This window comes from Jatrophihabitans sp. (assembly GCA_036399055.1).
Classification (GTDB): Bacteria; Actinomycetota; Actinomycetes; order Mycobacteriales; family Jatrophihabitantaceae; genus Jatrophihabitans_A.
In genome coordinates, this window is sequence record DASWNX010000029.1 from 291433 (window position 1) to 315158 (window position 23726).

Annotated in this window: 20 protein-coding genes; 10 read left to right on the forward strand and 10 right to left on the reverse strand. The window is 68.7% G+C overall.

The features are described 5' to 3' along the window. Positions 1–93: 93 nt before the first annotated feature. On the forward strand, positions 94–516 hold the full coding sequence (locus VGB75_12485; GenBank protein ID HEY0167849.1) for a nuclear transport factor 2 family protein: 423 nt from the start codon (positions 94–96) through the stop codon (positions 514–516). A 132-nt stretch (positions 517–648) separates the two neighbouring features. On the opposite strand, the gene VGB75_12490 is transcribed toward VGB75_12485, so the two are convergent. After that, a complete protein-coding gene (locus VGB75_12490; protein HEY0167850.1) occupies positions 649–2223 on the reverse strand; it encodes a M4 family metallopeptidase in 1575 nt (524 codons plus the stop codon). A 306-nt stretch (positions 2224–2529) separates the two neighbouring features. Between VGB75_12490 and VGB75_12495 the strand changes: the two genes are divergently transcribed. Beyond that, entirely contained in the window at positions 2530–2685 is a 156-nt protein-coding gene (locus tag VGB75_12495; GenBank protein ID HEY0167851.1) for a hypothetical protein, read from the forward strand. A 456-nt stretch (positions 2686–3141) separates the two neighbouring features. On the opposite strand, the gene VGB75_12500 is transcribed toward VGB75_12495, so the two are convergent. Continuing rightward, positions 3142–4707: a M4 family metallopeptidase gene (locus VGB75_12500; GenBank protein HEY0167852.1), complete on the reverse strand. Its 1566-nt coding sequence runs from the start codon at positions 4705–4707 to the stop codon at positions 3142–3144. A gap of 656 nt (positions 4708–5363) precedes the next feature. On the opposite strand from VGB75_12500, the gene VGB75_12505 reads away from it, so the two are divergent. After that, entirely contained in the window at positions 5364–6392 is a 1029-nt protein-coding gene (locus VGB75_12505) for a DUF3103 family protein (protein ID HEY0167853.1), read from the forward strand. 294 nt (positions 6393–6686) lie between these two features. Here VGB75_12505 and VGB75_12510 read toward each other — a convergent pair whose 3' ends face one another. The 4 genes from VGB75_12510 to VGB75_12525 all read right to left on the reverse strand — a co-directional run bounded on the left by VGB75_12510 (position 6687) and on the right by VGB75_12525 (position 11666). Continuing rightward, complete coding sequence (locus VGB75_12510; protein ID HEY0167854.1) at positions 6687–8921, reverse strand: glycosyltransferase; 2235 nt, start codon at positions 8919–8921, stop codon at positions 6687–6689. 25 nt (positions 8922–8946) lie between these two features. Further along, positions 8947–10125, reverse strand: coding sequence for an ABC transporter ATP-binding protein (locus tag VGB75_12515; GenBank protein HEY0167855.1), 1179 nt, complete (start codon positions 10123–10125; stop codon positions 8947–8949). An 8-nt stretch (positions 10126–10133) separates the two neighbouring features. After that, a complete protein-coding gene (locus tag VGB75_12520; GenBank protein ID HEY0167856.1) occupies positions 10134–11069 on the reverse strand; it encodes an ABC transporter permease in 936 nt (311 codons plus the stop codon). A 144-nt stretch (positions 11070–11213) separates the two neighbouring features. Continuing rightward, entirely contained in the window at positions 11214–11666 is a 453-nt protein-coding gene (locus VGB75_12525) for an SRPBCC family protein (protein HEY0167857.1), read from the reverse strand. Positions 11667–11848: 182 nt separating this feature from the next. Here VGB75_12525 and VGB75_12530 point away from each other — a divergent pair, with 182 nt between their 5' ends. Next, complete coding sequence (locus VGB75_12530; protein ID HEY0167858.1) at positions 11849–12547, forward strand: SDR family NAD(P)-dependent oxidoreductase; 699 nt, start codon at positions 11849–11851, stop codon at positions 12545–12547. A gap of 43 nt (positions 12548–12590) precedes the next feature. Here VGB75_12530 and VGB75_12535 read toward each other — a convergent pair whose 3' ends face one another. From VGB75_12535 to rfbD, 4 genes are all read right to left on the reverse strand, one after another. Continuing rightward, positions 12591–13568 carry a GDP-mannose 4,6-dehydratase gene (locus tag VGB75_12535; protein ID HEY0167859.1) on the reverse strand — a complete coding sequence of 326 codons (978 nt, stop codon included), beginning with the start codon at positions 13566–13568 and terminating at the stop codon, positions 12591–12593. Beyond that, on the reverse strand, positions 13565–14551 hold the full coding sequence (locus VGB75_12540) for a GDP-mannose 4,6-dehydratase (GenBank protein ID HEY0167860.1): 987 nt from the start codon (positions 14549–14551) through the stop codon (positions 13565–13567). The genes VGB75_12535 and VGB75_12540 overlap by 4 nt, the downstream gene beginning before the upstream one ends. Positions 14552–14718: 167 nt before the next feature. Further along, positions 14719–16695, reverse strand: a complete 1977-nt coding sequence (locus tag VGB75_12545; GenBank protein ID HEY0167861.1) for a SpoIID/LytB domain-containing protein — start codon at positions 16693–16695, stop codon at positions 14719–14721. A 287-nt stretch (positions 16696–16982) separates the two neighbouring features. Next, the gene (rfbD, locus tag VGB75_12550; protein ID HEY0167862.1) at positions 16983–17882 is read right to left on the reverse strand and encodes a dTDP-4-dehydrorhamnose reductase; all 900 of its coding nucleotides are present in this window, start codon (positions 17880–17882) and stop codon (positions 16983–16985) included. A gap of 135 nt (positions 17883–18017) precedes the next feature. Between rfbD and VGB75_12555 the strand changes: the two genes are divergently transcribed. The 6 genes from VGB75_12555 to VGB75_12580 all read left to right on the forward strand — a co-directional run bounded on the left by VGB75_12555 (position 18018) and on the right by VGB75_12580 (position 23658). Continuing rightward, positions 18018–19736 carry an LCP family protein gene (locus VGB75_12555; GenBank protein ID HEY0167863.1) on the forward strand — a complete coding sequence of 573 codons (1719 nt, stop codon included), beginning with the start codon at positions 18018–18020 and terminating at the stop codon, positions 19734–19736. 10 nt (positions 19737–19746) lie between these two features. Further along, positions 19747–20496, forward strand: a complete 750-nt coding sequence (locus VGB75_12560) for a TIGR03089 family protein (protein ID HEY0167864.1) — start codon at positions 19747–19749, stop codon at positions 20494–20496. Between the two features lie 208 nt (positions 20497–20704). Next, a complete protein-coding gene (locus tag VGB75_12565; GenBank protein HEY0167865.1) occupies positions 20705–21511 on the forward strand; it encodes a CoA transferase subunit A in 807 nt (268 codons plus the stop codon). Further along, entirely contained in the window at positions 21486–22160 is a 675-nt protein-coding gene (locus VGB75_12570) for a CoA transferase subunit B (GenBank protein HEY0167866.1), read from the forward strand. Before VGB75_12565 ends, VGB75_12570 begins: the two co-directional genes overlap by 26 nt. 10 nt (positions 22161–22170) lie before the next feature. Then, on the forward strand, positions 22171–23103 hold the full coding sequence (locus VGB75_12575) for a PAC2 family protein (protein HEY0167867.1): 933 nt from the start codon (positions 22171–22173) through the stop codon (positions 23101–23103). Further along, positions 23104–23658 (forward strand): N-acetyltransferase, encoded by a 555-nt coding sequence (locus VGB75_12580; GenBank protein HEY0167868.1) that lies wholly within the window; start codon positions 23104–23106, stop codon positions 23656–23658. The last annotated feature ends 68 nt before the right edge of the window (positions 23659–23726 follow it).

Below are 23726 nucleotides of genomic sequence, written 5' to 3' on the forward strand. Positions count from 1 at the left end.
CGCCGGCCCGCGAGGTCGAGGCCGCCGTCATCGAGGGGCGATGACGCGGCAGCGACCGAGGCGTTCCAGCCACCGCCTGAGAGGACATCTGCCATGGTGAGTCCCGAGATCATCGCCGTCCGCGAGAAGACCCTCGCCGCGCATCTGGAAGGCGAGAGCCGCAAGGATGTCGACGCGGTCCTGGCCACCTTCAGCGGCGTGCCCCGGTATGAGCTCATGAGCGTGGACAAGGTCATCGACGGCCGCGACGAGGTGCGCAAGTTCTTGCAGCTGTTCTTCGACTCGATGGGCCCGAACGAGCACATCGGTGAGGCCTTCTACCACTCACCGAGCGCGACGGCCGTGGAAGTGCTGACCGTCTTTCCCCATGGTTTCGACGGCAATCAGACCGGTCAGGTCATCAAGGTCCGCTCCGTCGGCGTCTTCACGTTCGACGGCGAGAAGATGCTCGCCGAAAAGCTCTACGCCGACGTCACGCCGCTCGTGCCCTTCATGCCCTGGCTCACCGACGCCTAGTTGTAGTCCGCGCCGAACCCTCGCCGCCCACCAGCACACGAGTGGTTGGCGTGTCAGGCGCCAACGACGAACCGGGCGGCAAGCCATCACTGGCTTGCCGCCCGGTCGCGACTCAGGTCATGCGTCGAAGGCTCAGCAGGTCGGCTCACCAACCTGCGCCGGGACGCTGACGGCGTTCCAGGCGGCCTTGACCTTGTTGAAGTTGGTGCAGACGCCCGGGGTCAGGTTCTTGGCGGCGTTCAGGGTGGCGATGCGGTACTTGAAGTACGTCATGCTGGTGGTCTTGGCCAGCATGGCGTTGTAGAAGATCTTGCCGGCGGTCTGGGCGCCGATGCCGACCAGGTTGGTAGAGCCGTTGCAGGTGGTGCTGGTGGGCTGGCCGTTGGTGGGGTTGGTGCCTTCGGCGAGCAGGTAGAACCAGTGGTTGCCGGGACCGGCCGCGGAGTGGGTCTCCATGGTCGGAATCGAGCTGGAGTAGCAGTTCGGGTCACCAGCGGCCGAGGGGTTGTACATGTTGCGGATCGGGCCCTGCCCGACCAGGTTGATCTCCTCGCCGACAAGGTAGTCCGGCGGGTCGTAGGCGGCGGACTCGTTGGCGAAGCGCTCGGTCAGCGCGCCCAGGACATCACCGGTGAACTCAGCGACCGCACTGGAGCCGATGCCGCCGGGGGTGTTGGCGTCGATCGCGTGGCCGAACTCGTGGCCGACCACGTCGAGGGAGGAGATCCACTCGTTGGCCTGGTTGTGGCCGATCGTGACCGAGGAGCCGTTCCAGTAGGCGTTGAGGTCATTGAGGCCCATGTAGATCGGGAAGCCGCCGCCGGAGCCGTTGATGCCGTTGCGTCCCAGCCAGCTGGAGAGCATGCTCCACTGGGTCTTGAGGTCGAACAGGGCGTCCACGCAACCGGTTTCTCGGTTGCTGCCGACGCCGTTGCCCCACACGTCATCAGTGCCCGAGAGCACCGCTCTGGTGGTGTAGTCGCGGCAGGAGACGTTCGACCGGGTCGGGTCGGTCATCGTCCAGGTGGTGGAAGTCGGGTGGCTGGTGCTGATGGCCAGCGGGCTCGGGCCGTTCCACTTGCCGGTGCCAGTTCCCTTGTGCACCTCGTCGTAGGAGTGGGCCACCGCGCCGGTCTTGGCGTCGGTGAAGACGTGCAGCGTGCTGGGGGTCGCGCCGACGTGACTGGAGACCACGGTCTCATACGCCAGCCGGGGCGTGCCCAGGGCGAGCACGACCTGGCGGGTGCCGGTGACCGAGTCGATGACCTTGCCCTTGGCGTGGGTCCGAGCGGCGGCCGCGGCCTGGGACGGGGTGCGCGTGGCGACGGTGGCCAGGTTGATGGCGCTGTCTTGCTGCACCGCGGTGGACAGGACCTGGCCGGTGGCGTTGGTGACGACGACGAAGTCGCCGCCGATCACCGGCAGGCCCTTGTAGGTGCGGTCATAGGGCACGTACTGCAGGCCCTCGGGCGTCGAGATCACCTTGTGAGCGATGAAGGCGTCGTGACTGCTGACGTGCAGGGCAGCGGCCTTCGACGCGACCAGGGCGGCGGCCGATTGCGCGGCCAGGGCGCTGGGTGAGGCCTTGGGACTGGGCGCGGCGGTGGCCGCCGGGCCGGTGACCGCGATTCCGGTGACGGCCAGGGCCGCCAAGCTCGTCAGGGTGACGATCGCTGTGGAGCGACGAGGTCGCTGGGGAAGAACCATGGGTGGGTTCCTTCAGGGGTCGGTGAAACATGGAGTGAGGGGGATGGACGGGCACGGCTATAGGTGTCCACAGCATTGACAGGCGCGCGCCCCGACTCTGCTGACGGATGAGGGCCCTCGCGCGAGAATTACTGCCCGTAGCGGACGTTAGCGAGGTTTACCGACAATTTCAATAAACGTTCACATATTCCTCGTCAGTGCCCCCGTGGTAAGGCTGGCCCAGCGGCGCCTCACCGATCTGCGCAGCTGGACGAGCGAGCCGACGAGTTCCTGGTCCGATGGTTCAGCAGCGACAGGCTGGCTGCGGTGTTGATCAGTCCAGATGATCTGGCGCAGCTAGTAGAGGCGATTGATGTGCTGAGTGACTCCGATGCGCTGGCCGACATCCGTGAGGCGGACGCCGCCTACGCGCGTGACAACGTGGTGCGTGGCGTGGATGCGGTTCGCCGATTGCGCGGGTGAGCCAGCAACCGTACGAGTTGGTTCTCACGCCACCCGCGCAGCGAGCCATCACGAGCAAGTCGCCTGAAGCCGTGGCTGTCGCTGTGATCGATTTCCTGACGACGGCGCTGGTCGATAATCCGCATCGGGTCGGAAACCAACTCCGGGACGATCTAGCGGGCATCGGGTCCGCACGGCGCGGAACCTACCGCGGGCTATACCGCATCAGCGACGACCTACGCGAAGTCGTCGTGCTGCGAATCGCTCGTCAGAGCGAGGCTTACCGCGCAAGGTAGGCGGGCCGAGATGTGGACGTGCCTCTGGCGTCGAACACGAGTGGTTGGCGTATCACACGTCAATAGCAACCGGGCGGCAAGCCGTCACTGGCTCGCCGCCCGGTCGCGACTCAGGTCATGCGTCGAAGGGTCGGTGACCCGGTCTGGTTAGCGGGTGACCGCCGTTCGTTGAACCGAGGGTTCAGCAGATCGGCTCACCAGTCTGCGCCGGGAGGCTGACAGCGTTCCAGGCAGCCTTGATGACGTTGAAGTTGGCGCAGTTGCCGGGGGTGAGGTTCTTGGCGGCGTTCAGGGTGGCGATGCGGTACTTGGCGTAGCTCATGCGGGAGGTCTTCTGCAGCATGGCGTTGTAGAAGATCTTGCCGACGGTCTGGATGCCGATGCCGGTGACGGTGGAGCCGTTGCAGGTCGGGCTGGCCGGCTGGCCGTTGGTGGGGTTGCTGCCCTCCGACGCCAGGTAGAACCAGTGGTTGCCGGGACCAGCCGCGGAGTGCGTCTCCATGGTGTTGACCGACTTGGAGTAGCAGTTGGGGTCACCAGCGGCCGCGGGGTTGTACATGTTGCGGATCGGGCCGCTGCCGACCAGGTTGATCTCCTCGCCGACCAGGTAGTCCGGCTCGTCGTAGGTGACCGACTCGTTGGCGAAGCGCTCGGTCAGCGCGCCCAGGACATCACCGGTGAACTCAGCGACCGCGCTGGAGCCGATGCCGCCGGGGGTGTTGGCGTCGAGGCCGTGGCCGAACTCGTGGCCCACCACGTCGAGGGAGGAGATCCAGTCGCCGGCCTGGTTGTGGCCGATCGTGACCGAGGAGCCGTTCCAGTAGGCGTTGAGGTCATTGAGGCCCATGTAGATCGGGAAGCCGCCGCCGGAGCCGTTGATGCCGTTACGGCCGAGCCAGCTGGAGAGCATGCTCCACTGGTTCTTGAGGTCGAACAGGGCGTCCACGCAGCCGGTCTCGATGCTGCTGCCCACGCCGTTGCCCCACACGTCATCAGTGCCAGACAGCACCGCTCTGGTGGTGTAGTCGCGGCAGGAGACGTTGGAGCGGGTCGGGTCGGTCATCGTCCAGGTGGTGGAAGTCGGGTGGCTGGTGTCGATGGCCAGCGGGCTCGGGCCGTTCCACTTGCCGGTGCCGGAGCCCTCGCGGACCTCGTCGGAGGAGTGCAACAGGGCGCCGGTCTTGGCGTCGGTGAACACGTGCAGCTTGCTGGGCTTGGCGTCGGTGTGACTGGCGACCACCGTCTCATAGGCCAGGCGCGGCGTGCCGTAGGCCAGCACGACCTGGCGGGTGCCGGTGACCGAGTCGATGACCTTGCCCTTGGCGTGGGTGCGAGCGGCGGCCGCGGCCTGGGACGGGGTGCGCGTCGCGGTGGTGGCCAGGTTGATCGCCTGCTCCTGGGCCGCCGACGTGGACAGCACCTGGCCGGCGGCGTTGGTGACGACGACGAAGTCGCCGCCGACTACCGGCAGGCCCTTGTAGGTGCGGTCATAGGGCACGTACTGCAGGCCGTCCGGCGTCGAGATCACCGAGTGGGCGATGAAGGCGTCGTGGCTGCTGATGTGCAGGGCGGCTGCTTTGGACGCGACCAGGGCGGCGGCCGACTGCGCGGCCAGAGCGGACGGTGACGCCTTCGGGCTGGGCGCGGCGGTGGCCGAGCCGGTGACCGCGATACCGGTGACGGCCAGGGCCGACATGCCGAGCAAGGCGGCCACTGCCGCGCTACGGCGACGAGGGATTAGGGCCATGAGTAGACCTTTCAGGACAGGCGAAAGTTGATCAGCGGCAGCCGCCTTCGGGCGGCCTCGTATAGGTGAGAGCGCTGGCTTTCAGCTGGATGGGTGTGAGCCGGGGAGACCTCCAAGTGCGCCCTACCGTGCTGGGACGCGCTCGACGCCTGCCTGGGCCGGCGGCCCGTGGCAGTAGACCATTTCCCATCCGCGCGTGTGCCCTCGAACGTGCCGGTTCTTCTACGTCACTTTGGGGGGCATTCGGATGAGATCGATAATTAGGTCATAAGGGCACCATAAGAGGGTGCGAATAAAGTTGTCAATGATTTACATAGGGATTTCTAACAGCGCAGCTCGCCGGGATGACGCACGCGCGGCGCTTGGGTGCCGCGACCGGCATCTCGACACCAGAACAGGCTCGGACGCCTGCCCAAGAGGGAGGACAAGCGTTGGCCGCGGCAGTCGACATGTCATAGCCGAGCATGACTACAAGACTTAACGCATTGGGATGAACTCACGCACAGAAATCTCCGCATCCTGCTAATCTGCCCGCTGTGTGATGACCGTCACATCCGACTAGAAGGAGTGATATGTCAGTTAGTCCGAGGACACTCGCCTCACAGCGAGCAGGAACCCGCAAACCTCGAAGGCCCTCTCGGCTCGTTGTCGCGGGCTTGACTGCGTTCGCAGTCGCCTCCGGCACCACGGTTGGCATCACCGGTTCAGCGGTCGCAGCCCCAGCGCCGGCACAGGGCGCGACCAATCAGTCCGACGCTCGCGTCAACAAGTCCCTGGACTCACTGGCGAAGCTGTTCGCTCGCGCGATGGCCCAGCAGAACCTCCGTCAGAGCGTTCACGCCGCTGTGGCAAAGCGGTTCGATGGCGACACCGAGGTTCTCTACCAGACACTCTCGACTACGTCAGATGTCCGCCGAGGCCTGGCGACTGCATACAGCCATGGGGGAAGCGCTCAATCCAGCGACGCTCTCAGCGCCGTCGATCGCCTGGCCGCCGACATCCCACGCTTCCAGGTCGCCGTGCCGGCCAACTTCGACTCTTGGAATGCCGCTAGCTACACGCCTCTGGTCGCCTATGTGCCCACCGGTGTCGAGGACACGACGCTCAAGACCGTCACTGCCTACGACGCCAAAGGAAAGGCTTACGCGCTGGACGCGCAGGTGGCGCCCACTCGGCCCGTGATCGTCCTGGGAGTCAACGAGAGAACCGATGACTCGGGCAAGCTGCTGCACCCGGAGTTGGTGTCGGCCAGCCGCCAGACGGCGACAGCGGACGGTCAGACGACCACGACCTTGGCAGCGACTATCTATCAAGTGCGCATGGCGAAAGTGCACATCATCAACGACAACGAGCCGTGGGCCAAGGGCAGTGCGGAGATATCGCTGCGTGCTCAAGGATGCGGCCTCAGCTACACCGACATCGACTGGTCCAGTCTGAACGATGACGAGGATTGGTGGTACGGCCCGCGCTACCTGGGCGACACCTCGTGCTCTGTCTATTTCTACTGGTGGGAAGACGACGGCAGTAGCTGGGACTTCACCCTTTCCTACGGCGGCGCATCGCTCAACGTCAAGATGGATGACGACGACGACCTTATCGGCGGCATTCAATTAGGCCTATCCAGCTTCGAGGGCGGCACGAACGCCAAGGCGTCGTGGAGCGATCTGGAGCAGTGGACGGACTAAGGCTCATGCTTGACACGCGGCAGGTGCTGAAAAGTCACCACCGCTCGGCGATGGCGTCGATCGAGCCGCGTTAAGCGGACGACATCTCGTGATCGTCTACTAATGAACGGATACGAATAAGCGGTTAATGTGCGGCTGGCAAGGGACCGTTAGCCGACTCGTCCACTTCTGATCGACCGAGGGCGACAGTGAAGGCGCTGGCAGATATTTCTGCCAGCGCCTTCACTGCTTCGTCCCAAGTTGAAGCCAAGCCCAAGTTAGAGCTAGCGGTGAGCTGCTCGAATGCCGATCGGCCTAGAGCCGGCGGTGGGCTATGTCGATCCCCTGGCGCACCAGGGCTTGGCGCTTGGAGCCCGGCGGCACCAGCTTCACCCGGATGTCGGGCCGCGCCAGGAACCAGTCGACCGCGAAGTCGATGCCCTTCTTGACCGGCGAGCCCGATCCGCCGTTGCCGAAACCGGCGCCGGCGAGGTAGGCGTAGTCCTGCTCGCCGCGGATCGCCACCACCCGGCAGGCCGGGCGGCTGGTCACCTCGTGCAGCACCTCCAGCACGTCCGAGGCCACCCGGGCCCAGCTGAACTCCGCGCCCTTGCTCAGGATCTGGTCGACCACCTTCTGCCCGGCCGCCGGGTCATCCAGCAGCGCCCTGGCGGTCTCGGCCGCCCGCACCGGCTCGAACTCGTCGATCACCGGGATGTCCTCAGGCAGCACCTCGACCAGCGAGCCCTGCCGGGTCGACAGGCACGGCACGCCGTAGTGAGCGGCCTCGAACGGAACCAGCCCGAAGCCCTCCGAGATCGTCGGGTACAGCACCAGGCCGGCGTTGGAGTACAGCCAGACCTTCTCGGCCTCGCTGATCATGCCGAGGTTCACCACGAACTGGGCGAGCTCGGGATGCTCCAGCATGAACCTGGCCTCGGCGGGCAGCGACGAGCCATCGGGCGGCTGAGCCCCGGCCAGCACCAGCGAGCCGCGCCAGCCCTGCTTGTGGAGTTCGGCCAGCACCGACAGGGCGAACAACCGGTTCTTGTGCAGGTAGGAGACCCCGAGGCACAGGATGAAGCCGGTCTCGGCCGACTCGGTTCCGGGCGGGCGGATCGAGGTCTGCGGCGTCAGCGCGGTGTGCTCGGTGCCGCAGTAGATCACCCGGTTGGGCTTGTCATCGGGCAGCAAACCCTCGGACCGGGCCGCGTCGCGGGAATGCTCGCTCAGGTAGGTCAGGCCGTCGACCACGTAGGCCGACAGCTTGGCCAGGTCGCGGTAGTCCCGCCAGGCCTGGTCGCGGCTGAAGTAGGCGGCGTCGTGGTAGGCGATCAGGTCGAGCTGGTTGACCACCACCCGCTCGCCGATGCTGCGCAGCCACTCCAGCTCGTCGGCGTCGCGCACCTGGTAGGGCCGGTAGACCACGTGCGCCTTCTCAGTGACCTGCGGCGTGAGGTCCGTGGTCTGCCGGATCTCGATCTTGGCGTGGCCGGTGAAGGCGTCGCGGACGTAGTCGGGCACCTGCAGCGGCGTGTAGACCAGCACCTGGTGCACGTCCGGACGCTGGGCCAGCGCCCGCACCGTCTCGACCACGACGACCTGGGTGCCGGCCGGCAGCGGGCCCAGGCACATCCCGTCGACCGCGACCACCAGCCCCTGCAGCGAGCGCCGGGCAGCCAGCAGCGAGGCCGCCAGCGGCGAGTAGTCATCCATCGAGGACCGGCGCACCCACGGGCCGTAATAGGGGTAGCGGCGCTGGATGATCTGCTCGTGCTCGTACTTGCGCTTCTCGATCTCGGGCGAGCGGCCGAAGCTCGAACCGCCCTTGTGGAACACGAAGACGTCGTCGGCAACCACGTGCTCGAAGCCGGCCGCCAGCGCGCGCTGGCTGAAGTCCACCTCTTCGCCGTAGCCGGGATTGAACGCCGGGTCGAACGGGCCGACCACGTCCAGCACGCTGCGCTTGACGTAGGTGCAGTGCCCGATCGCGGTCGGGATCCGCGGCCGCAGCCTGGGCGAGCCGGCCGCCACCCGGCGGGCCGCCTCGTCCACCGACAGCCCGCCTGGCACGTCGTCGGTCGCGACGTTGCGCTTGGGCACCGAGACGATCGTGCCGTGGTTGGTCAGCGCCGTCACGGTGGCCACCGTCGAGGAGGAGTAGGCGGCCTCGCGCATCCGCGTCAGCCACTCGGGACCGACGATCACGTCGCTGTTGAGGATGACGATGTCGCTGCGGCCGGCCGCGACGAACGCGTCGTTCATGGTGAGCAGGAAGCCCTTGTTCGAGATCTGCTCCAGCACCACCACGTCGTGCGCCGGCGCGGCGGCGTCGAAAACCTCCTTCAGCACCTGAAACGGGCGCCGGTCCCAGCCGCGGTCGTCCACCACCAGCAACGGCACGTCCGCCGGGGTGTTGCGGAAATAGGCCTCGTAGCAGCGCACCACGTCGTCGTAGGAGTTGAAAACCGGGACGATCACCACCGGCTGGTCGTTGACGGGAAGCAGGCTCGCCGCCTCGGCCGGGGTGCGTGCTTGGAACAGGCTCATCGCTGGAGGTTCCTTCTGTCGGCGGTCATTCGATCTCGATCTTCGGGCTCAGGGCCAGCACGCCCGGGTCGTTGGCGCTGTTCTCCACCTGGAAGGACATCGCCCGGTCGATACGGTGGTAGTCCGGCCCGGTCTTGGGGTGCACGGCCAGCGTCACGAAGTACTGGCCCTCGGCGACGGGCAGCTGGTCGAAGCGGAACCGGACGGTGCGCACGCCGCTGATCGGGGCGACCGCGACGTTCTGCAGCACCGTGTTGGTGCCGTAGATCAGCAGCCCCGAGGCGTCGGTCAGCGCCACCCCGGCAGCCCAGTCGCTCACCGACGCGCCGGCCTCGGCGCGGACGTCGAACTCCACCGCGACGCTGGCCCCGACCGGGTAGGTGCTCAGGCGCTTGCCGGCGGCGTCGACGGTGCGCGGGTCCGAGATCGTCAGCAGGTGGTTGCGGGCGGCCTGCTCGACGTGGTCCTGCTCGGAGTTGGCCTCGCGGAAGTGCCGGACCGCTTCGCCCGGCGAGCCGTCGACCACCACGGAGCCGGCGTTGAGCAGCACCACCCGGTCACACATCTGGCGGACCTGCTCCAGGCTGTGGGTCACCAGGATGATGGTGCGGCCGTCCTGCTGGAACTGCTTGATGCGGTCCAGGCACTTGCGCTGGAAAGGCTCGTCGCCCACCGCGAGCACCTCGTCGACCAGCAGGATCTCGGGGTCGACGTGGATCGCCACCGCGAAGGCCAGCCGGACGTACATGCCGGAGGAGTAGAACTTCACCTGGGTGTCGATGAACGGCTCGATGCCGGAGAAGTCGACGATGGAGCCGAAGTACTGGTCGGTCTGCGTCCGGCTCAGGCCCAGGATCGAGGCGTTGAGGTAGACGTTCTCACGGCCGGTCAGGTCGCCGTGGAAACCGGCGCCGAGCTCGAGCAGCGCCGCCAGCCGGCCACGCCGTTCGACGAAGCCGTCCGATGGTGTCAGGATGCCGCCGATGATTTTGAGCAGCGTGCTCTTGCCCGATCCGTTGCCGCCGATCAGGCCGAGCGTGTGACCGGGGTCGACCTCGAGGTCGACGTGGCGCAATGCCCAGAACTCCTCGATGTTCGCGCGCGAGCGGCGGGCGTTGACCAACCGCTCCTTGAGCGATTTGTCTTTGCGGATCACGAACTTCTTCGAGACGTCGTTGACCCGGATGACGGGATTTCCGGCCATGGGGCGGCTCAGAGCTCCTGCGCGAAGTTGCCCTGAGCCTTCGCGAAGATCCGCTGGGCCAACCACAGCAGAGCCAGGCCGACGACCAGCATGACGCCCAGCCGGCCGTAGACGTTGCCGTCGAACTCGAACTCGGTGCCGTCACCCTGCGGCCAGAAGAACGCCTGGAAGCTGAACACCACTGGTGTCATCGGGTTCATCAGGTACAGCGTGTAGAGCGCCGAGGGCAGCTCGCCGCTGACCCGGCGGACGTTGTAGATGATCGGCGTGACCCAGAACCACAGCATCAGCACCACGGTGATCAGGTGCTGCACGTCGCGCAGGTAGACATTGGCCGCCGCCAGCAGCAGGCCCAGCGCGGTGGCGAAGACCACCAGCACGACCAGCCCCAGCAGCGGCAGCGGCAGCTCGCTCAGATCGGGCCACTTGCCCGAGTTGAGGCCGGCTATCACCACGGCGCTGAGCAGGATCACCAGCTGGAACAGGAAGTTCACCAGCGCGGCGCCGGTCGCGGCCAGCGGGAACAGCTCGCGTGGAAAGTAGACCTTCTTCACCAGGCCGGAGTTGAAGACGATCGAGGTGGTGGCGGTGCTCAGGATCTCGGAGAACAGCGTGAAGATCGCCAGCCCGCAGAAGATGTAGACGCCGTAGGCCGGGATCGCGCCGGCGCCGAGGAACTTGCCGATCACCAGCCAGTAGACGCCCAGCTGCACCAACGGCAACAGCAGGCTCCAGACGAAACCCAGGACCGAGTCCTTGTACTTGACCTTGAGCTCTTTGCGGATCAGGTTGCCCAGCAGCTCGCGGTACTGCCAGATCTCACCGGCAGTGGCGCCGAAGCCGCGGAAGAAGGTGCCCGGGGCGTTGACCCGCTGAAGCGGTTGACCGGGAGCCCCGGGCCCCGCGGTCAACCGCTCCGGCGCCATCGGTCCGGCTGCGGTCATGGTCCTCATTCTCATCGTCGCGGAGCTGTTTCCACAGCCTGTCGCAGAGCCCGTCGGGCTGGCTGCCAACAGCACATGTTACCGACCATCCGCCGATGGCCGGTCCCAGCGCGCCTGAGGTGAGGCGGATTGCTATCGGGTGGCTCAGGTGGTCGGGCTGTCGACGTTGCCCCGCCACGCGCCGTCTTCACGGCCCTGGCCCTCGATGTAGTCCTTGAACCGCTCCAGGTCGGCCTTCACCTGGTGGTCATCGACGCCGACCAGCGCTCCGGCCTTCTCCACGACGCTGTCAGCCTCCCAGTCGAGCTGGACAGTGACCCGGCTCTCACCCTCGCTCAGCCGGTGGAAGGTGACCACTCCGGCGTGGGTGGTGCCGTCGGTGCTCTTCCAGGCCACCCGCTCGTCGGGGTGCTGCTCGGTGATCTCGGTGTCGAACTCACGACTCACGCCGCCGATCTTGGTCACCCAGTGCGAATGGGTGTCATCGATCTGGGTGATGGACTCCACCCCGCCCATGAAGTGCGGGAAGGTCTCGAACTGCGTCCACTGGTTGTAGGCAGTCCGCACCGGCACCGAGACATCTATCGACTTCGTCACGCTAGGCACATTGGCCCCTTTCGAGTACGGGGGTCCCTGTGGTTTCAAGGCCCCGGCCACCCGGCCAGGCCTATCAGGAAATCAGGCCAGGAGGCACAAACCTCACCCTACTGAACCGGCGCCACCCGCTGCCGATCGTGCGCTGGGACCACTGCGCGGATCGCTTGAGAGATGATCGAGGGATGACTGAGGCCCTGGTGATCGGCGGCTCAAGCCGTATCGGCGCCGCGATCGGGCACACGCTGGCCGGGCTCGGCCACAACGTCACGCTGTGGGGCCGGGACGCGGCCAGGCTCGGACTGGCCGCCGATCAGATCCGGGCCGCGGGCGGGCGGGCCGGCCACCGCGTGGTGGACGTCAGCGACCGCGCGGCGTTGCGCGAGGCCGCCGAGCAGGTGCTGGCCGGTCCCCCGCTGTCAGCGGTGGTGTGGGCCGCCGGACTCTTCGACTGGGCCGACGCCGACCAGGTCGAGCCAGCGGCCTGGGACCAGCTCTTCGAGGTCAACCTCGTCGCGGCCGCGGCGGCGACCCGGCTGCTGCTGCCGGCGTTGCTGGCCAGCGCCCCCAGCTCGCTGATCTACCTCGGCTCGGTCGCGTCCCGGCAGTCGTTCGCGCACAACGCCGCCTACGTGGCCAGCAAGCACGGCCTGGCGGGGCTGTCCGGCGCGGTCTGGCTCGACGTGCGCGACCGCGGCGTCAAGGTGAGCCTGATCGCCCCCGGCCTGGTCGCGGCCGGCGCCGGCCTGCGGTCACCGCAGGGGCAGGCTGACCCGGGGCAGTTGCTGCAACCCGCCGACGTCGCGGCCGCGGTCCGGTTCGTGGTGACCTTTCCCGACCGAGGGTGCCCCACCGAGATCAGGCTGGAGCCGCAGCGCGGTTGACCGCCGCCACAGCTCACCACCGCTCACAGCAGGGACCGGCCGGTCACAGCAGGGACAGGTCGGCCTCGACCATGGCGGCCACGACGGCGGCGAAGTCCCGCGTCGGCGCCCAGCCGAGCACGGTCCGGGCCTTGGTGGCGTCGCCGCGCTGCTCCGTGGCGTCCGCCGGCCGGACGAACGACGGGTCCACCCGCACCCTGGACTGCCAGTCGGCCACGCCGGCCGCGTCGAAGGCCGCCGCCACGAAGTCGGCCACCGTGTGCGACTCGCCGGTGGCGATCACGTAGTCGTCGGCCTGGGAGTGGCGCACCGCGCGGACCATCGCCTCGACGTAGTCCGGGGCCCATCCCCAGTCCCGCCGCACATCCAGGCTGCCCAGCGACAGGCTGTCCTGCCGGCCGGCCGCGATCCGGGCGGCGGCGGCGGTGATCTTGCGGGTCACGAACGTCTCGGGCCGGCGCGGTGACTCGTGGTTGTAGAGGATCACCGCGCTGGCGGCCAGTCCCCGGCTGCGAAAGATCGCGGCCATCTGGTGGGCATAGGCCTTGGCCGCGCCGTAGGGGGTGCCCGGCCGCAGCGGGGTCAGCTCGTTCTGCGGCGCCTGCTCGGGGTTGCCGAAGATCTCCGCGCTCGATGCCTGCAACACCCGCACCGGACGGCCGGTCCGCTGCTGCAGCTGCCAGCAGGCATCCAGCACCGCCACCGCGCCGAGGCCGGACACCTGACCGGTCAGCACCGGCTGCTCCCAGGAGAAGGCCACCGAGCTGATGCCGCCGAGGTTGTAGACCTCGTCGGGTTCCAGCTCGGCGATCAGGGCCCGGATCCGGTCGCCGTCGGTCAGGTCGCCTTCGTGCAGCACGGCGGCAGGGCACCGCCGGGTCAGGGCGCTGGCCTGCTCGTCATGGCCATGCACCAGGCCGTGCACCGACACGCCCTCAGCCAGCAGCCGCTCGGTGAGGTACCCGCCGTCCTGACCGGTGATCCCGGTGACGAACGCCGTCGGTGCGCCTGCGGGCCTCACTTGCCTGCCAGCGCTCGCTGCTCAGCCAGGTCGGAGTCGACCATCATCTCCACCAGTTGCTGGAAGCTGACCGTGGGCTGCCAGCCCAGGCGCTCGTGCGCCTTGCTCGGGTCGCCGATCAGCAGGTCGACCTCGGCCGGCCGGAAGAACCTCGGGTCCTGGTGGACGTAGCCCTCCCAGTCGGTGATCCCGGCCCGCCGGAAGGCGATGCTGAGGAACTCCCGGATCGAGTGGGTCTCACCGGTGGCCACCACGTAGTCATCGGCGGCGTCCTGCTGCAGCATCCGCCACATCGCCTCGACGTAGTCGCCGGCGAAGCCCCAGTCCCGCTTGGCGTCGATGTTGCCCAGCGAGAGGTCCTTGTCCAGGCCCAGGGCGATCCGGGCCACCGCCAAGCTGATCTTGCGGGTCACGAACTCCGGGCCGCGCCGCGGTGACTCGTGGTTGAACAGGATGCCGGAGGAGGCGTGCATGCCGTAGGACTCGCGGTAGTTGATGGTCATGTAGTGGCCGAACACCTTGGCCACCCCGTACGGCGAGCGCGGCCAGAGCAGGGTCGACTCCCGCTGCGGGACCTCCTGGACCTTGCCGAACATCTCCGAGCTCGAGGCCTGGTAGAAGCGCACCTTGGAGATGTCGTCACCGGCGTAGAGCCGGGTCGCCTCCAGCATGTTCAGCACGCCCATGCCGGTGACGTCGGAGGTCAGCCGGGCGTTCTCCCACGAGTAGGCCACGAACGAGATCGCGCCGAGGTTGTAGACCTCGTCGGGCCGGGCCTGGGAGTAGGCGCGGATCAGGCTGGACAGGTCGGTGAGGTCCCCGGTCAGCAACTGGACGCCGGGCACCTCCTGCTCGACCAGAGCCCGCTTGGGGTTGTTCTGGCCGCGGATCAGCCCGAACACCTCATAGCCCTTGGCCAGCAGCATCTCGGCCAGGTACAGCCCGTCTTGGCCGGTGATTCCGGTTATCAGCGCGCGGGGCATGTGCGACCTTTCACATCCTCAGTGGGCGGGCAAACCGGCAGCACCCCGCAGCCGCGAAGCGCGTGGGCCAATGTACCCGGCAGCTGCCCGGCGACTGCTGAGGCCGAACTTCTCGCGCCCGATGAAAGGCAGTGCTAGTGAAAGGCAGTGCTAGTTGAAAGGCAGTGCTAGTAGTTGCGCCCGACTCCCACCGTGTCCTTGCCGTCGCGGTTCCAGTCACCGGCGAACGGCCGGTCACCGGGCAGGCCGAACCGGGTGCGGGCAGCCACCGGGCCGCCCAGGGTGTTGACCAGCGCGAACACGTTGCTCTGGTACACGCCGTAGCTGTCCGAGCCGTTGCCGTCCCAGTCGCCGGCCACCGGGATGTCGCCGACCGAGCCGAACGGGTAGCGCAGCCGGGGCGAGCCCGGTTGCAGCGTGTTGACCAGATAGAAGGTCGCGGTCCTGGGCTCGTAGACGCCGGGGGTGGCGGCTTTGTCGCCGTTCCAGTCACCGGCGACCGGAACCGCGCTGGAGCTGCCGAGCAGCACCTGGGTCAGCGGGCTGCTCGACACCCGGTTGTTGGTGTTGAGCAGGTAGAACATCGAGTTGGAGCCGCGGTAGACGCCCACCGTGTCGCTGCCGTTGCCGTCCCAGTCACCGCAGACCGGCCGGTCACCCGGCGCGCCGAGCCGCACCTGGCGCAGCGGCGCGTCGGCGGCGAAGGAGTCCCGGTAGTAGAACGTCGCGGTGGCCGAGCGGTACACCCCGGCGGTGTCGACGCCGTCAGCGTTGAAGTCGCACGAGAACGGCAGGTCACCGGGGACGCCGAAGGCGCGCGCGACGTCGGTGTTCGGGGTGCTGAGCGAGTTCGTCAGGTACATGGTCGGAACGCCCTGGGGCTTGGCGACCTTGAACCAGTCGGACTTGAGCCCGAGGGTGCTGCGGAACTGGTTGCCGGTGACCGTGACCGAGCGCGAGCTGCCCTTGATCACTGCCGAGAGCACCCGGCCGCCGTCGGCGCCGAGGCCGTTGCCGGTCGTGCTGATCGACTCCAGGGCGCCCACGCCGAAGGCCTGGGAGATCGTGCTGGCCGCGATGGTGGTCGACCAGTTGTGATTAGGCGATGCCGTGTCGCCGAGGTCCTGAACGGCTGGAAAGGTCCCGCCGGCGGTCCAGCCGCCGGTGGAGGCGCTGAACTCGGCGGACATGATCGCCCCGCTGGAGTTGGTGAGCACCTTGCCGGCCGTGCTGGAGATCGCGGTGTTGGTGCGGGGGTCCTCGATGAGGACGCCGTTGAGCGCCGCGCCGCCGTAGACCTGGCAGCTCTCGGTGTCACAGGTCCGGGCCCAGCTGTAACGGTTCTGCGCCGCCGAGTAGGACCGGGCCGCGACCGCCTGCGCCTGCAGCGCCGCCATGCCCTTGCCGCCGTTGACGTCGCCCCAGTACGCCGGCGACTCGCGCGGCACCACGCCGCGCAGGTAGTCGTCCATGGCGACCAGGTTGACCAGCCGGGTGGCGCCGCCGCCGTAGGTCAGCGACAGCGAGCCACGGTAGGTGCGGGTCGAGCCGCCGGAGCAGATGCTGAGCAACGAGGACAGCGAGCTGGGCGCCACCGAGGACCGGATGGCGCCTGAGGTCACCGGACGCACCGCCGACCACGGCTTGCCGCAGCCGGGGCTGGTGGCCAGCTGATAGGAGTTCGTCGAGACGTAGCGCAGCAGCGCCGCGCCGCCGGCCGGGATGGCCACGCCGCCGGCGGTGAAGGCGCTGCCGGAGGTGACGACGACCTGGCTCTGGCCGGTGAAGGCGCTCAGATCGACGGTGAGGGCGCCCAGGCTGCGGGTGGCCAGCGTGGCGCCGCGGTAGAAGTGCGACAGGATCTGGGTGTGCGTCCAGCTGTAGTTGGTCGCGTAGCCGAAGGCGCCCCACTGCCCCATCCCCCGGCCATGGCCGTGGCCGTGGCCGGTGATGTCGACGTTGCCGTTCGGCCAGGAGGCCGCGGCCACCGGCGCGGGCGAGACGACCGCCAGCGTGGTGCAGGCCAGCGCGGCGCCGAGGACGGCGGCGGCGGCCCGCGAACGGCGCGCCACGACGCCGGGAGCGCCAGCCGTCCGGGAGTGGGAGGCGCCGGCGGTCCGGCTGTGCGGTCGGGTCCTGAACATCTTGACGTCACCTCGGGCGGCCCGGCCCGGTGCGAGATGGGCCGATAGGTCCGGATAAGGGCGGTAGAAACCGCCGGAAAGTTTTTCCCCTACGGCTACCTATTGGCCGCTACGGAGACGATCTGAGTGATCCGCCAGGACTGTAACCCGGGCGTGCCACTCGGCGCACCACCAGAACAGCGGCTATTCGGCCGCTTTTCAGCCTCGAAACCCTCACGCTTTGCGGGCTCGTGCAACCTTCGACGCTCGTGCGTCTCGGGCGCCCGGCGACGTCCTCGGCTGGGTCCTCAGCTCGCCGGCAGGTAGGCGGGGCGGTCCTCGGCGAAAGCGCGCCGCAGCGCCGCCCGCCAGTGCGGCATCGTGCTCAGGCCCGCGTCGCGCCACGCGTGGTCTGACAGCACCGAGTACGCCGGCCGCGGCGCCGGCCGCGGGAACTTGTCGGTGGTGGTGGGCAGCACCCGGTCCGGATCGGCGCCCAGCTCCTCGAAGACCGCCCGGGCCAGGCCGTACCAGCTGGTCTCACCCGATCCCGTGCAGTGATAGACGCCCGGACGGGCCGCGCTGCCGGCCAGCTCGACGAGCCCCCGGGCCAGATCGGCCGACCAGGTGGGTGAGCCACGCTGGTCATCGACGACCTCGACGGTGTCGCGGGTCTGCTCCAGGCGGGCCATCGTCTTGACGAAGTTCGAGCCGGTGGCGCCGTACACCCAGGCGGTGCGCACGACGTAGCCGTGCTCGGGAGCCAGCTCGCGGACGGCCAGCTCGCCGGCCAGCTTGGTGCGCCCGTACGCCGATCGCGGAGCGGGCTCGGCGTCCACGCCGTAGGGCTGGTCGGCCTCGCCTGCGAAGACGTAGTCGGTGGAGACCTGCAGCAGCCGGGCCCCAGCGCGGGCGGCGGCGGCGGCCAGCAGCGCCGGGCCGCCGGCGTTGACGGCGAAGGCTCGGTCCTCCTCGCTCTCGGCCTGGTCGACGGCCGTGTACGCGGCGGCGTTGACCACCAGCTGCGGTTGGAAGTCCCTGAACACCGCCTGCACCGCCGCCGAGCTGGTGATGTCGAGTTCGTCGGAGCCCAGTGCCAGCAGCTGCTCGGACTCGACGCCGGCGGCGGCCAGCACCCGGCGCAGATCGCTGCCGAGCTGGCCATGAGCGCCGGTGACCAGCCAGCGGGATCGCTGCCCGCCGCTCACGAGCTGTCCGTGGGGGCATGCATACCGCCCATGCTCGCACATAGCGTTCGGGCGGCTTTGGGACGCGCCACCTGGCCTGCGAAGGTCGGCGCCTTCTGAAGCCGCGCACAGCTGAGCCCCGATAGACTCGCCGACGTGCCCTCCAACAACGACCGGCCGCCTACTGGCCGGCCGTATCCGGCCGACGGCGATCTGCCGCCCGAGCTCGACCCCCGCCGGGGGCGTCCCCGGCCGGCCGGCGACCGCCCACGGCAGGGCGCCCAGGGCAACGCCCGGCCGGAGAGCGCCGGTGCGGCACTGCCGCCCGAGCTCGACCCCCGCGGCCGCAAGCCCGGCCATCGGTCCTCGGCCGGCTCGTCTCAGCCGCCGCCTGGCCGGCCACCGGCGGGCAGGCCGCCAGCGGGACCGGCTGGCCGGCCCCCCGGCCGTCCGAAGTCCGACATGCTGCACGGAGCGGCGCTGGGCCTGCGGATCGTCCTGGCGTTGTGCTCGCTGCTGGTCCTGATCGGCAGTGGCTGGGCGTGGGCGTCCTACCGCAACTTCAACGCCGACATCACCCGCGTCAACGCCATCTCACCCAGTGGCAGGGCGGCCGACGGCGGCATCGACGGCAAGGACCAGAACCTGCTGATCGTCGGCAACGACGACCGCGACACCGCCAGTGACAACGAGCTGGCGCAGCTGGGCACCACTCGCGACGGCGGCAGCTACAACACCGACACGATGATGTTGCTGCATCTTCCCGCCGACGGCAGCAAGGCCACCCTGATCTCGCTACCGCGTGACTCCTACGTCAACATCCCCGGGCACGGCAAGAACAAGTTGAACGCCGCCTACCCGATCGGCATCCAGGCCGCCAAGGGCGACAAGGCCGCGGGCGCGCGGCTGCTGGTGAAGACCATCGAGAACCTGACCGGGCTGAGCGTCGATCACTTCGTCCAGATCGACCTGCTCGGCTTCTACCGGATCTCCAACGCCATCGGCGGCGTCGACGTCTGCCTCAACCGCGCGGTGAAGGAACCGAACTCGGGCATCGACCTCAAGGCAGGTCACCAGACGATCAAGGGCACCCAGGCGCTTGCGTTCGTCCGCCAGCGCTACGGCTTCCCCCAGGGCGACCTGGACCGGATCAAGCGCCAGCAGTACTTCCTGTCCGCGGTGTTCCGCAAGGTGTCCTCGGCCGGCACCCTGCTGAACCCGTTGAAGCTGCAGAGCCTGCTCAAGGCGGTGTCCTCCTCGCTGCAGATGGACCCCGGCCTGGTGCCGCTCAAGCTCGCCCAGCAGATGCAGAACCTGCAGGCCGGCAACTTCTCCTTCACCACCATCCCCACTCAGGGGTTCGTGGACGAGGACATCAACGGAACGATCCAGAACACCGTGGCGGTCGACGCGGCCGCGATGCCGGCCTTCATCGACAAGCTGGTCGGCGCCGACTCCAACTCGGCGTGGACGAAGGCCAAGCCGGCGGCGCCGTCCTCGGTCACCGTCCGGGTCATCAACGACACCAACACCAACGGCCTGGAGATGGCCAACGCCGAGGCCCTGCAGGCGGCCGGCTTCAAGACCGAGATCCCGCCGGCGAGCACGGACGTGGTGGCCAAGACCCTGATCCGCTACGCCCCGGGTCAGGAGGCCGCGGCCAAGGCCCTGCAGGCCCAGGTGCCCGGCGCGGTGCTGGAGCGCTCGCCCGAGGTCAGCTCGGTGACCCTGGTGCTCGGCGAGAACAAGGTCCAGGTCAAGAGCCTGATGCCGCCCGCGCCGAAGCCCAGCGCCTCGGCGAGCGGCTCAGTCAAGCCCGGAGTCGCCGCCACGCCGCCCGTGACCACCGCGGCCGACGCCGGCTGCATCAACTGACCGCCCGCTGATGCCTTCCTCGCCTTCGCTGTCCCACGCCGGTCCTGAGCAGCTTTTCGCCGCCCGGCTGGCCGCCGATCCAGGCGGTCCGCTGGTCACCTTCTACGACGACGCCAGCGGTGAGCGCGCCGAGCTGTCTGCCAAGTCGCTGGCCAACTGGATCGCCAAGACGCACTTCCTGCTGGTGGACGAGCTGGGGGCAGCGGTCGGTGACCGGGCCTTCATCCGGCTGCCGGTGCACTGGCTGGCGGCGCCGATCCTGCTGGGCTGCTGGTACGCCGGCCTTGAGGTGGTGAGTGAGCCGGCTGATGCCACCGTGGCCTTCGGCGACGCCGACTCGCTGCTCCAGGCGCTGCCCAGCTCGCAGCTGCGCCGCCTGGACGGCGCGTTCGCGGTGTCGCTGCTGAGCATGGCCAGGCCTTCGACCCCGCCGCCGGACATGGCTGACTACGCCAGTTCGGTGCGCCCGATGCCCGACAACTGGGCTGAGGTCCGAGCCCAGGCCGAGCCGGACCAGCCGGCCCTGGACGGGCGCTCGCGGGCCGAGCTGGGCCAGGCCGCGAGCCAGGCCGCCCATGAGCTGGGGCTGGAGCCTGGCGGCAGGCTGATGTGGACCGCGCCCTGGGCCGGGCCACAGGACTGGACAGCGTCGCTGCTCGCGCCGCTGGCCGTCGGCGGCTCGGTGGTGCTGGTGCGCAATCCCGACCCGGCCAAGGCCGCCGCCCGGGCCGCGGCCGAGCGGTCCACCGCCAGCGTCTGAGGCGGGCGGGTCGGGCAGGCGGGTCAGACAGGCGGGTCAGGCAGGCGAGGTTGGCTGGTGAGGTTGGCTGGTGAGCCACTGATGCCCGGGCCGAGCCGGCTGGCTAGAGTTCGGTGACCGACTCGTCCGGTTGTCGGGGCGATCTGCTGGTCGCCCAGGCCCGCGCCGGGCGTCCGATCCAAGAGCTGAGAGGCACAGCGTGGACAAAGTGGTGGCAACAGCCGCCGAAGCGGTGGCCGACATCGGCCACGGCGCTTCGCTGGCGGTCGGCGGGTTCGGGCTGTGCGGCATTCCGCACGTGCTCATCCAGGCGCTGCTCGAACTCGGCAGCGGTGAGCTGGAGTCCGTGTCGAACAACTGCGGGGTGGACGAGGCGGGTCTGGGCATGCTGCTGGGCGCCCGACGCATCCGGCGCGCCATCGGCTCCTACGTCGGTGAGAACCGCGAGTTCGCGCGGCAGTACCTGGGCGGTGAGCTGGAGCTCGAGCTGACGCCGCAGGGCACCCTGGCCGAGCGGTTGCGGGCCGGCGGCTCCGGGATCCCCGCGTTCTACACCCCAGCCGGGGTCGGCACCATGATCGCCGAGGGCGGCCTGCCGTGGCGCTACAACTCCGACGGCTCGATCGCGGTGGCCTCGCCGCCGAAGGAGACCCGCGAGTTCAACGGCCAGCTGTACGTGCTCGAAGAGGGCATCGTCACCGACTTCGCGCTGGTGCGGGCGGCCCGGGGTGACCGGCACGGCAACCTCAGCTACGACGCCTCGGCCCGCAACTTCAACCCGCTGTGCGCGATGGCGGGCCGGATCACCATCGCCGAGGTCGAGCAGCTCGTCGAGCCCGGTGAGCTGGACCCCGAGCAGGTGCACACTCCCGGGGTGTTCGTGCAACGGGTCGTCGAGGTGGGCGAGGCCGGCAAGCTGATCGAGAAGCGCACCGTGCGCGAGCAGTCCGACCCCGGGGTGGCCGGCGCGGGGCAGGGCTCGGAGCAGGGTGGACAACAGGAAAGCGCAGGCTGAGGAAGAGATGGCGCTCAACCGCAACGAACTCGCCGCCCGGGTGGCTCGCGAGCTGCACGACGGCCAGTACGTCAACCTCGGCATCGGGCTGCCGACCCTCGTCCCGAACTTCGTCGACCCGGCGATCACCTTGGTGCTGCAGAGCGAGAACGGCATTCTCGGCGTGGGCCCGTACCCGCTGGAGAGCGAGCTGGACGGCGACCTGATCAACGCCGGCAAGGAGACCGTCACCGTGCTGCCCGGGGCGTCCTTCTTCGACTCGGCGCTGTCCTTCGGGATGATCCGGGGTGGCCACATCGACGTGGCGGTGCTCGGCGCGATGCAGGTCGCGGTGAACGGCGACCTGGCGAACTGGACCATTCCCGGAAAGATGATCAAGGGCATGGGCGGCGCGATGGATCTGGTGCACGGGGCGAAGAAGGTGATCGTGATGATGGAGCACGTCGCCCGCGACGGCGCTCCGAAGGTGGTCAAGCAGTGCTCGCTGCCGCTCACCGGCGCGGCCTGCGTGCACCACATCATCACCGACCTGGCGGTGATCGACGTCCGCCCCGAGGGCCTGGTGCTGCGGGAGCTGGCGCCCGGCGTGACCGTGGACGAGGTGCGCGCGGCCACCGAACCCGAGCTCATCGTCGCGCTGGCGGACTGAGGCGCCTGCCATGCTGGATCCAGCCAAGCTGTTCGAGCTGATCGAAGAGTTGCCCGAACTGGACCGACCGGTGCTGGTGCTGGCGCTGGACGGCTTCGTCGACGCCGGCAACGCCTCCCAGCTGACGCGGTCTCACCTGCTCAGCACGCTGGAGTCCCAGGTGATCGCCACCTTCGACATCGACCAGGTCTTCGACTACCGCGGCCGGCGTCCGGAGATGCTGTTCGTCACCGATCACTGGGAGCGTTTCGCCGCGCCGGAGCTGAAGGTTCACGCCGTGCGCGATGCGGCCGGCACCCAGTTCCTGTTGCTGGCCGGCGCGGAGCCCGACATGCAGTGGGAGCGTTTCACCGCGGCGGTGCAGCTGATCGTCGAGCGGCTCGGCGTCCGGTTGCTGATCGCGCTGAACGCGATTCCGATGGGGGTGCCGCACACCCGTCCCTCGACCGTGATCGCGCACGCCAGCCGCCCTGACCTGGTCATCGAGTACAGCAACTGGCTGGGCACGGTTCAGGTTCCGGGCAGCGCCGCGCACCTGATCGAATTCCGGCTGGGGGTGTCGGGCCTGGACACGATGGGCTTCGCGGTGAATGTGCCGCACTACCTTGCGCACCTGGACTACCCGGCCGCGGCGCTGACCCTCATCGAGTGCGTCGCCAAGGCGAGCGGGCTGGTGCTGCCCACCGAAATCCTGCAGGAGGCGGCCCGGGAAAGCCGGATCGACCTGGACGCCAAGGTCGCGGCCTCGGAGCAGGTCTCGGCCGTCGTGCACGCCTTGGAGTCCCAGTACGACGAGATCGTCGCCGGGCGCACCCATGGCCTGGTGGCCGACGGCGCCCGATTGCCGACCGCGGACGAGCTGGGCGCGGAGTTCGAGCAGTATCTGCTGCAACAGCAGGAGAATCCCGATGCCCAGGACCCTGGAGACGAAGCAGGCGCCTGATTGACTGTTCGTCTGCCGATGAGCACGGTCATCGAGCCTGAGCGCCCGGCCGATCACGGAGCCGTCCGGGCGCTGGTCCTTGCCGCCTTTTCGCGGGAGCCGAGCGTCGCCGACCTGGTGGAGCTGATCCGAGCGTCGCCGCAGTACGTGCCCGAACTGGCACTGGTCGCCCGGGTGGCCGAAGAGGTCGCCGGCTTCGTGATGCTCAGCCATGCCGAGCTGGTCTGCGATTCCGGCGAGCGGCGCCGTGTTCTCACCCTGTCTCCTTTGGCGGTGGCGCCAGCGATGCAGGGCCGTGGCATCGGTTCTGCGCTGGTGCCGGCGGGACTCGAGGCGGCCGAGCGGCTGGGCGAGCAGCTGGTGCTTCTGGAGGGCAGCCCGCGGTACTACCCGAGGTTCGGCTTTCGCGACTGCCGCGCGCTCGGCATCGAGATCTCCCTTCCCGACTGGGCGCCGCCCGATGCCGGAATGGCGTGTGCCCTGCCCGCCTATGACGGGCGGGCACGCGGCCGGCTCGTCTACCCACCGGCCTTCGCCGCTGTCGGCGCCGGATGAGGCAGAAGTCCTACCTCACCCCTGCGCCTTGTCGCGTTCACTCGCCGGTTCTGGGTTGCCTGTTGATA

Excerpts from the sequence above, each read along its gene's own strand:
- VGB75_12485 (HEY0167849.1), top strand. The coding sequence starts at position 94 with ATGGTGAGTCCCGAGATCATCGCCGTCCGCGAGAAGACCCTCGCCGCG.
- VGB75_12490 (HEY0167850.1), bottom strand. The coding sequence starts at position 2,223 with ATGGTTCTTCCCCAGCGACCTCGTCGCTCCACAGCGATCGTCACCCTG.
- VGB75_12500 (HEY0167852.1), bottom strand. The coding sequence starts at position 4,707 with ATGGCCCTAATCCCTCGTCGCCGTAGCGCGGCAGTGGCCGCCTTGCTC.
- VGB75_12510 (HEY0167854.1), bottom strand. The coding sequence starts at position 8,921 with ATGAGCCTGTTCCAAGCACGCACCCCGGCCGAGGCGGCGAGCCTGCTT.
- VGB75_12515 (HEY0167855.1), bottom strand. The coding sequence starts at position 10,125 with ATGGCCGGAAATCCCGTCATCCGGGTCAACGACGTCTCGAAGAAGTTC.
- VGB75_12520 (HEY0167856.1), bottom strand. The coding sequence starts at position 11,069 with ATGACCGCAGCCGGACCGATGGCGCCGGAGCGGTTGACCGCGGGGCCC.
- VGB75_12530 (HEY0167858.1), top strand. The coding sequence starts at position 11,849 with ATGACTGAGGCCCTGGTGATCGGCGGCTCAAGCCGTATCGGCGCCGCG.
- VGB75_12540 (HEY0167860.1), bottom strand. The coding sequence starts at position 14,551 with ATGCCCCGCGCGCTGATAACCGGAATCACCGGCCAAGACGGGCTGTAC.
- VGB75_12545 (HEY0167861.1), bottom strand. The coding sequence starts at position 16,695 with ATGTTCAGGACCCGACCGCACAGCCGGACCGCCGGCGCCTCCCACTCC.
- VGB75_12560 (HEY0167864.1), top strand. The coding sequence starts at position 19,747 with ATGCCTTCCTCGCCTTCGCTGTCCCACGCCGGTCCTGAGCAGCTTTTC.
- VGB75_12575 (HEY0167867.1), top strand. The coding sequence starts at position 22,171 with ATGCTGGATCCAGCCAAGCTGTTCGAGCTGATCGAAGAGTTGCCCGAA.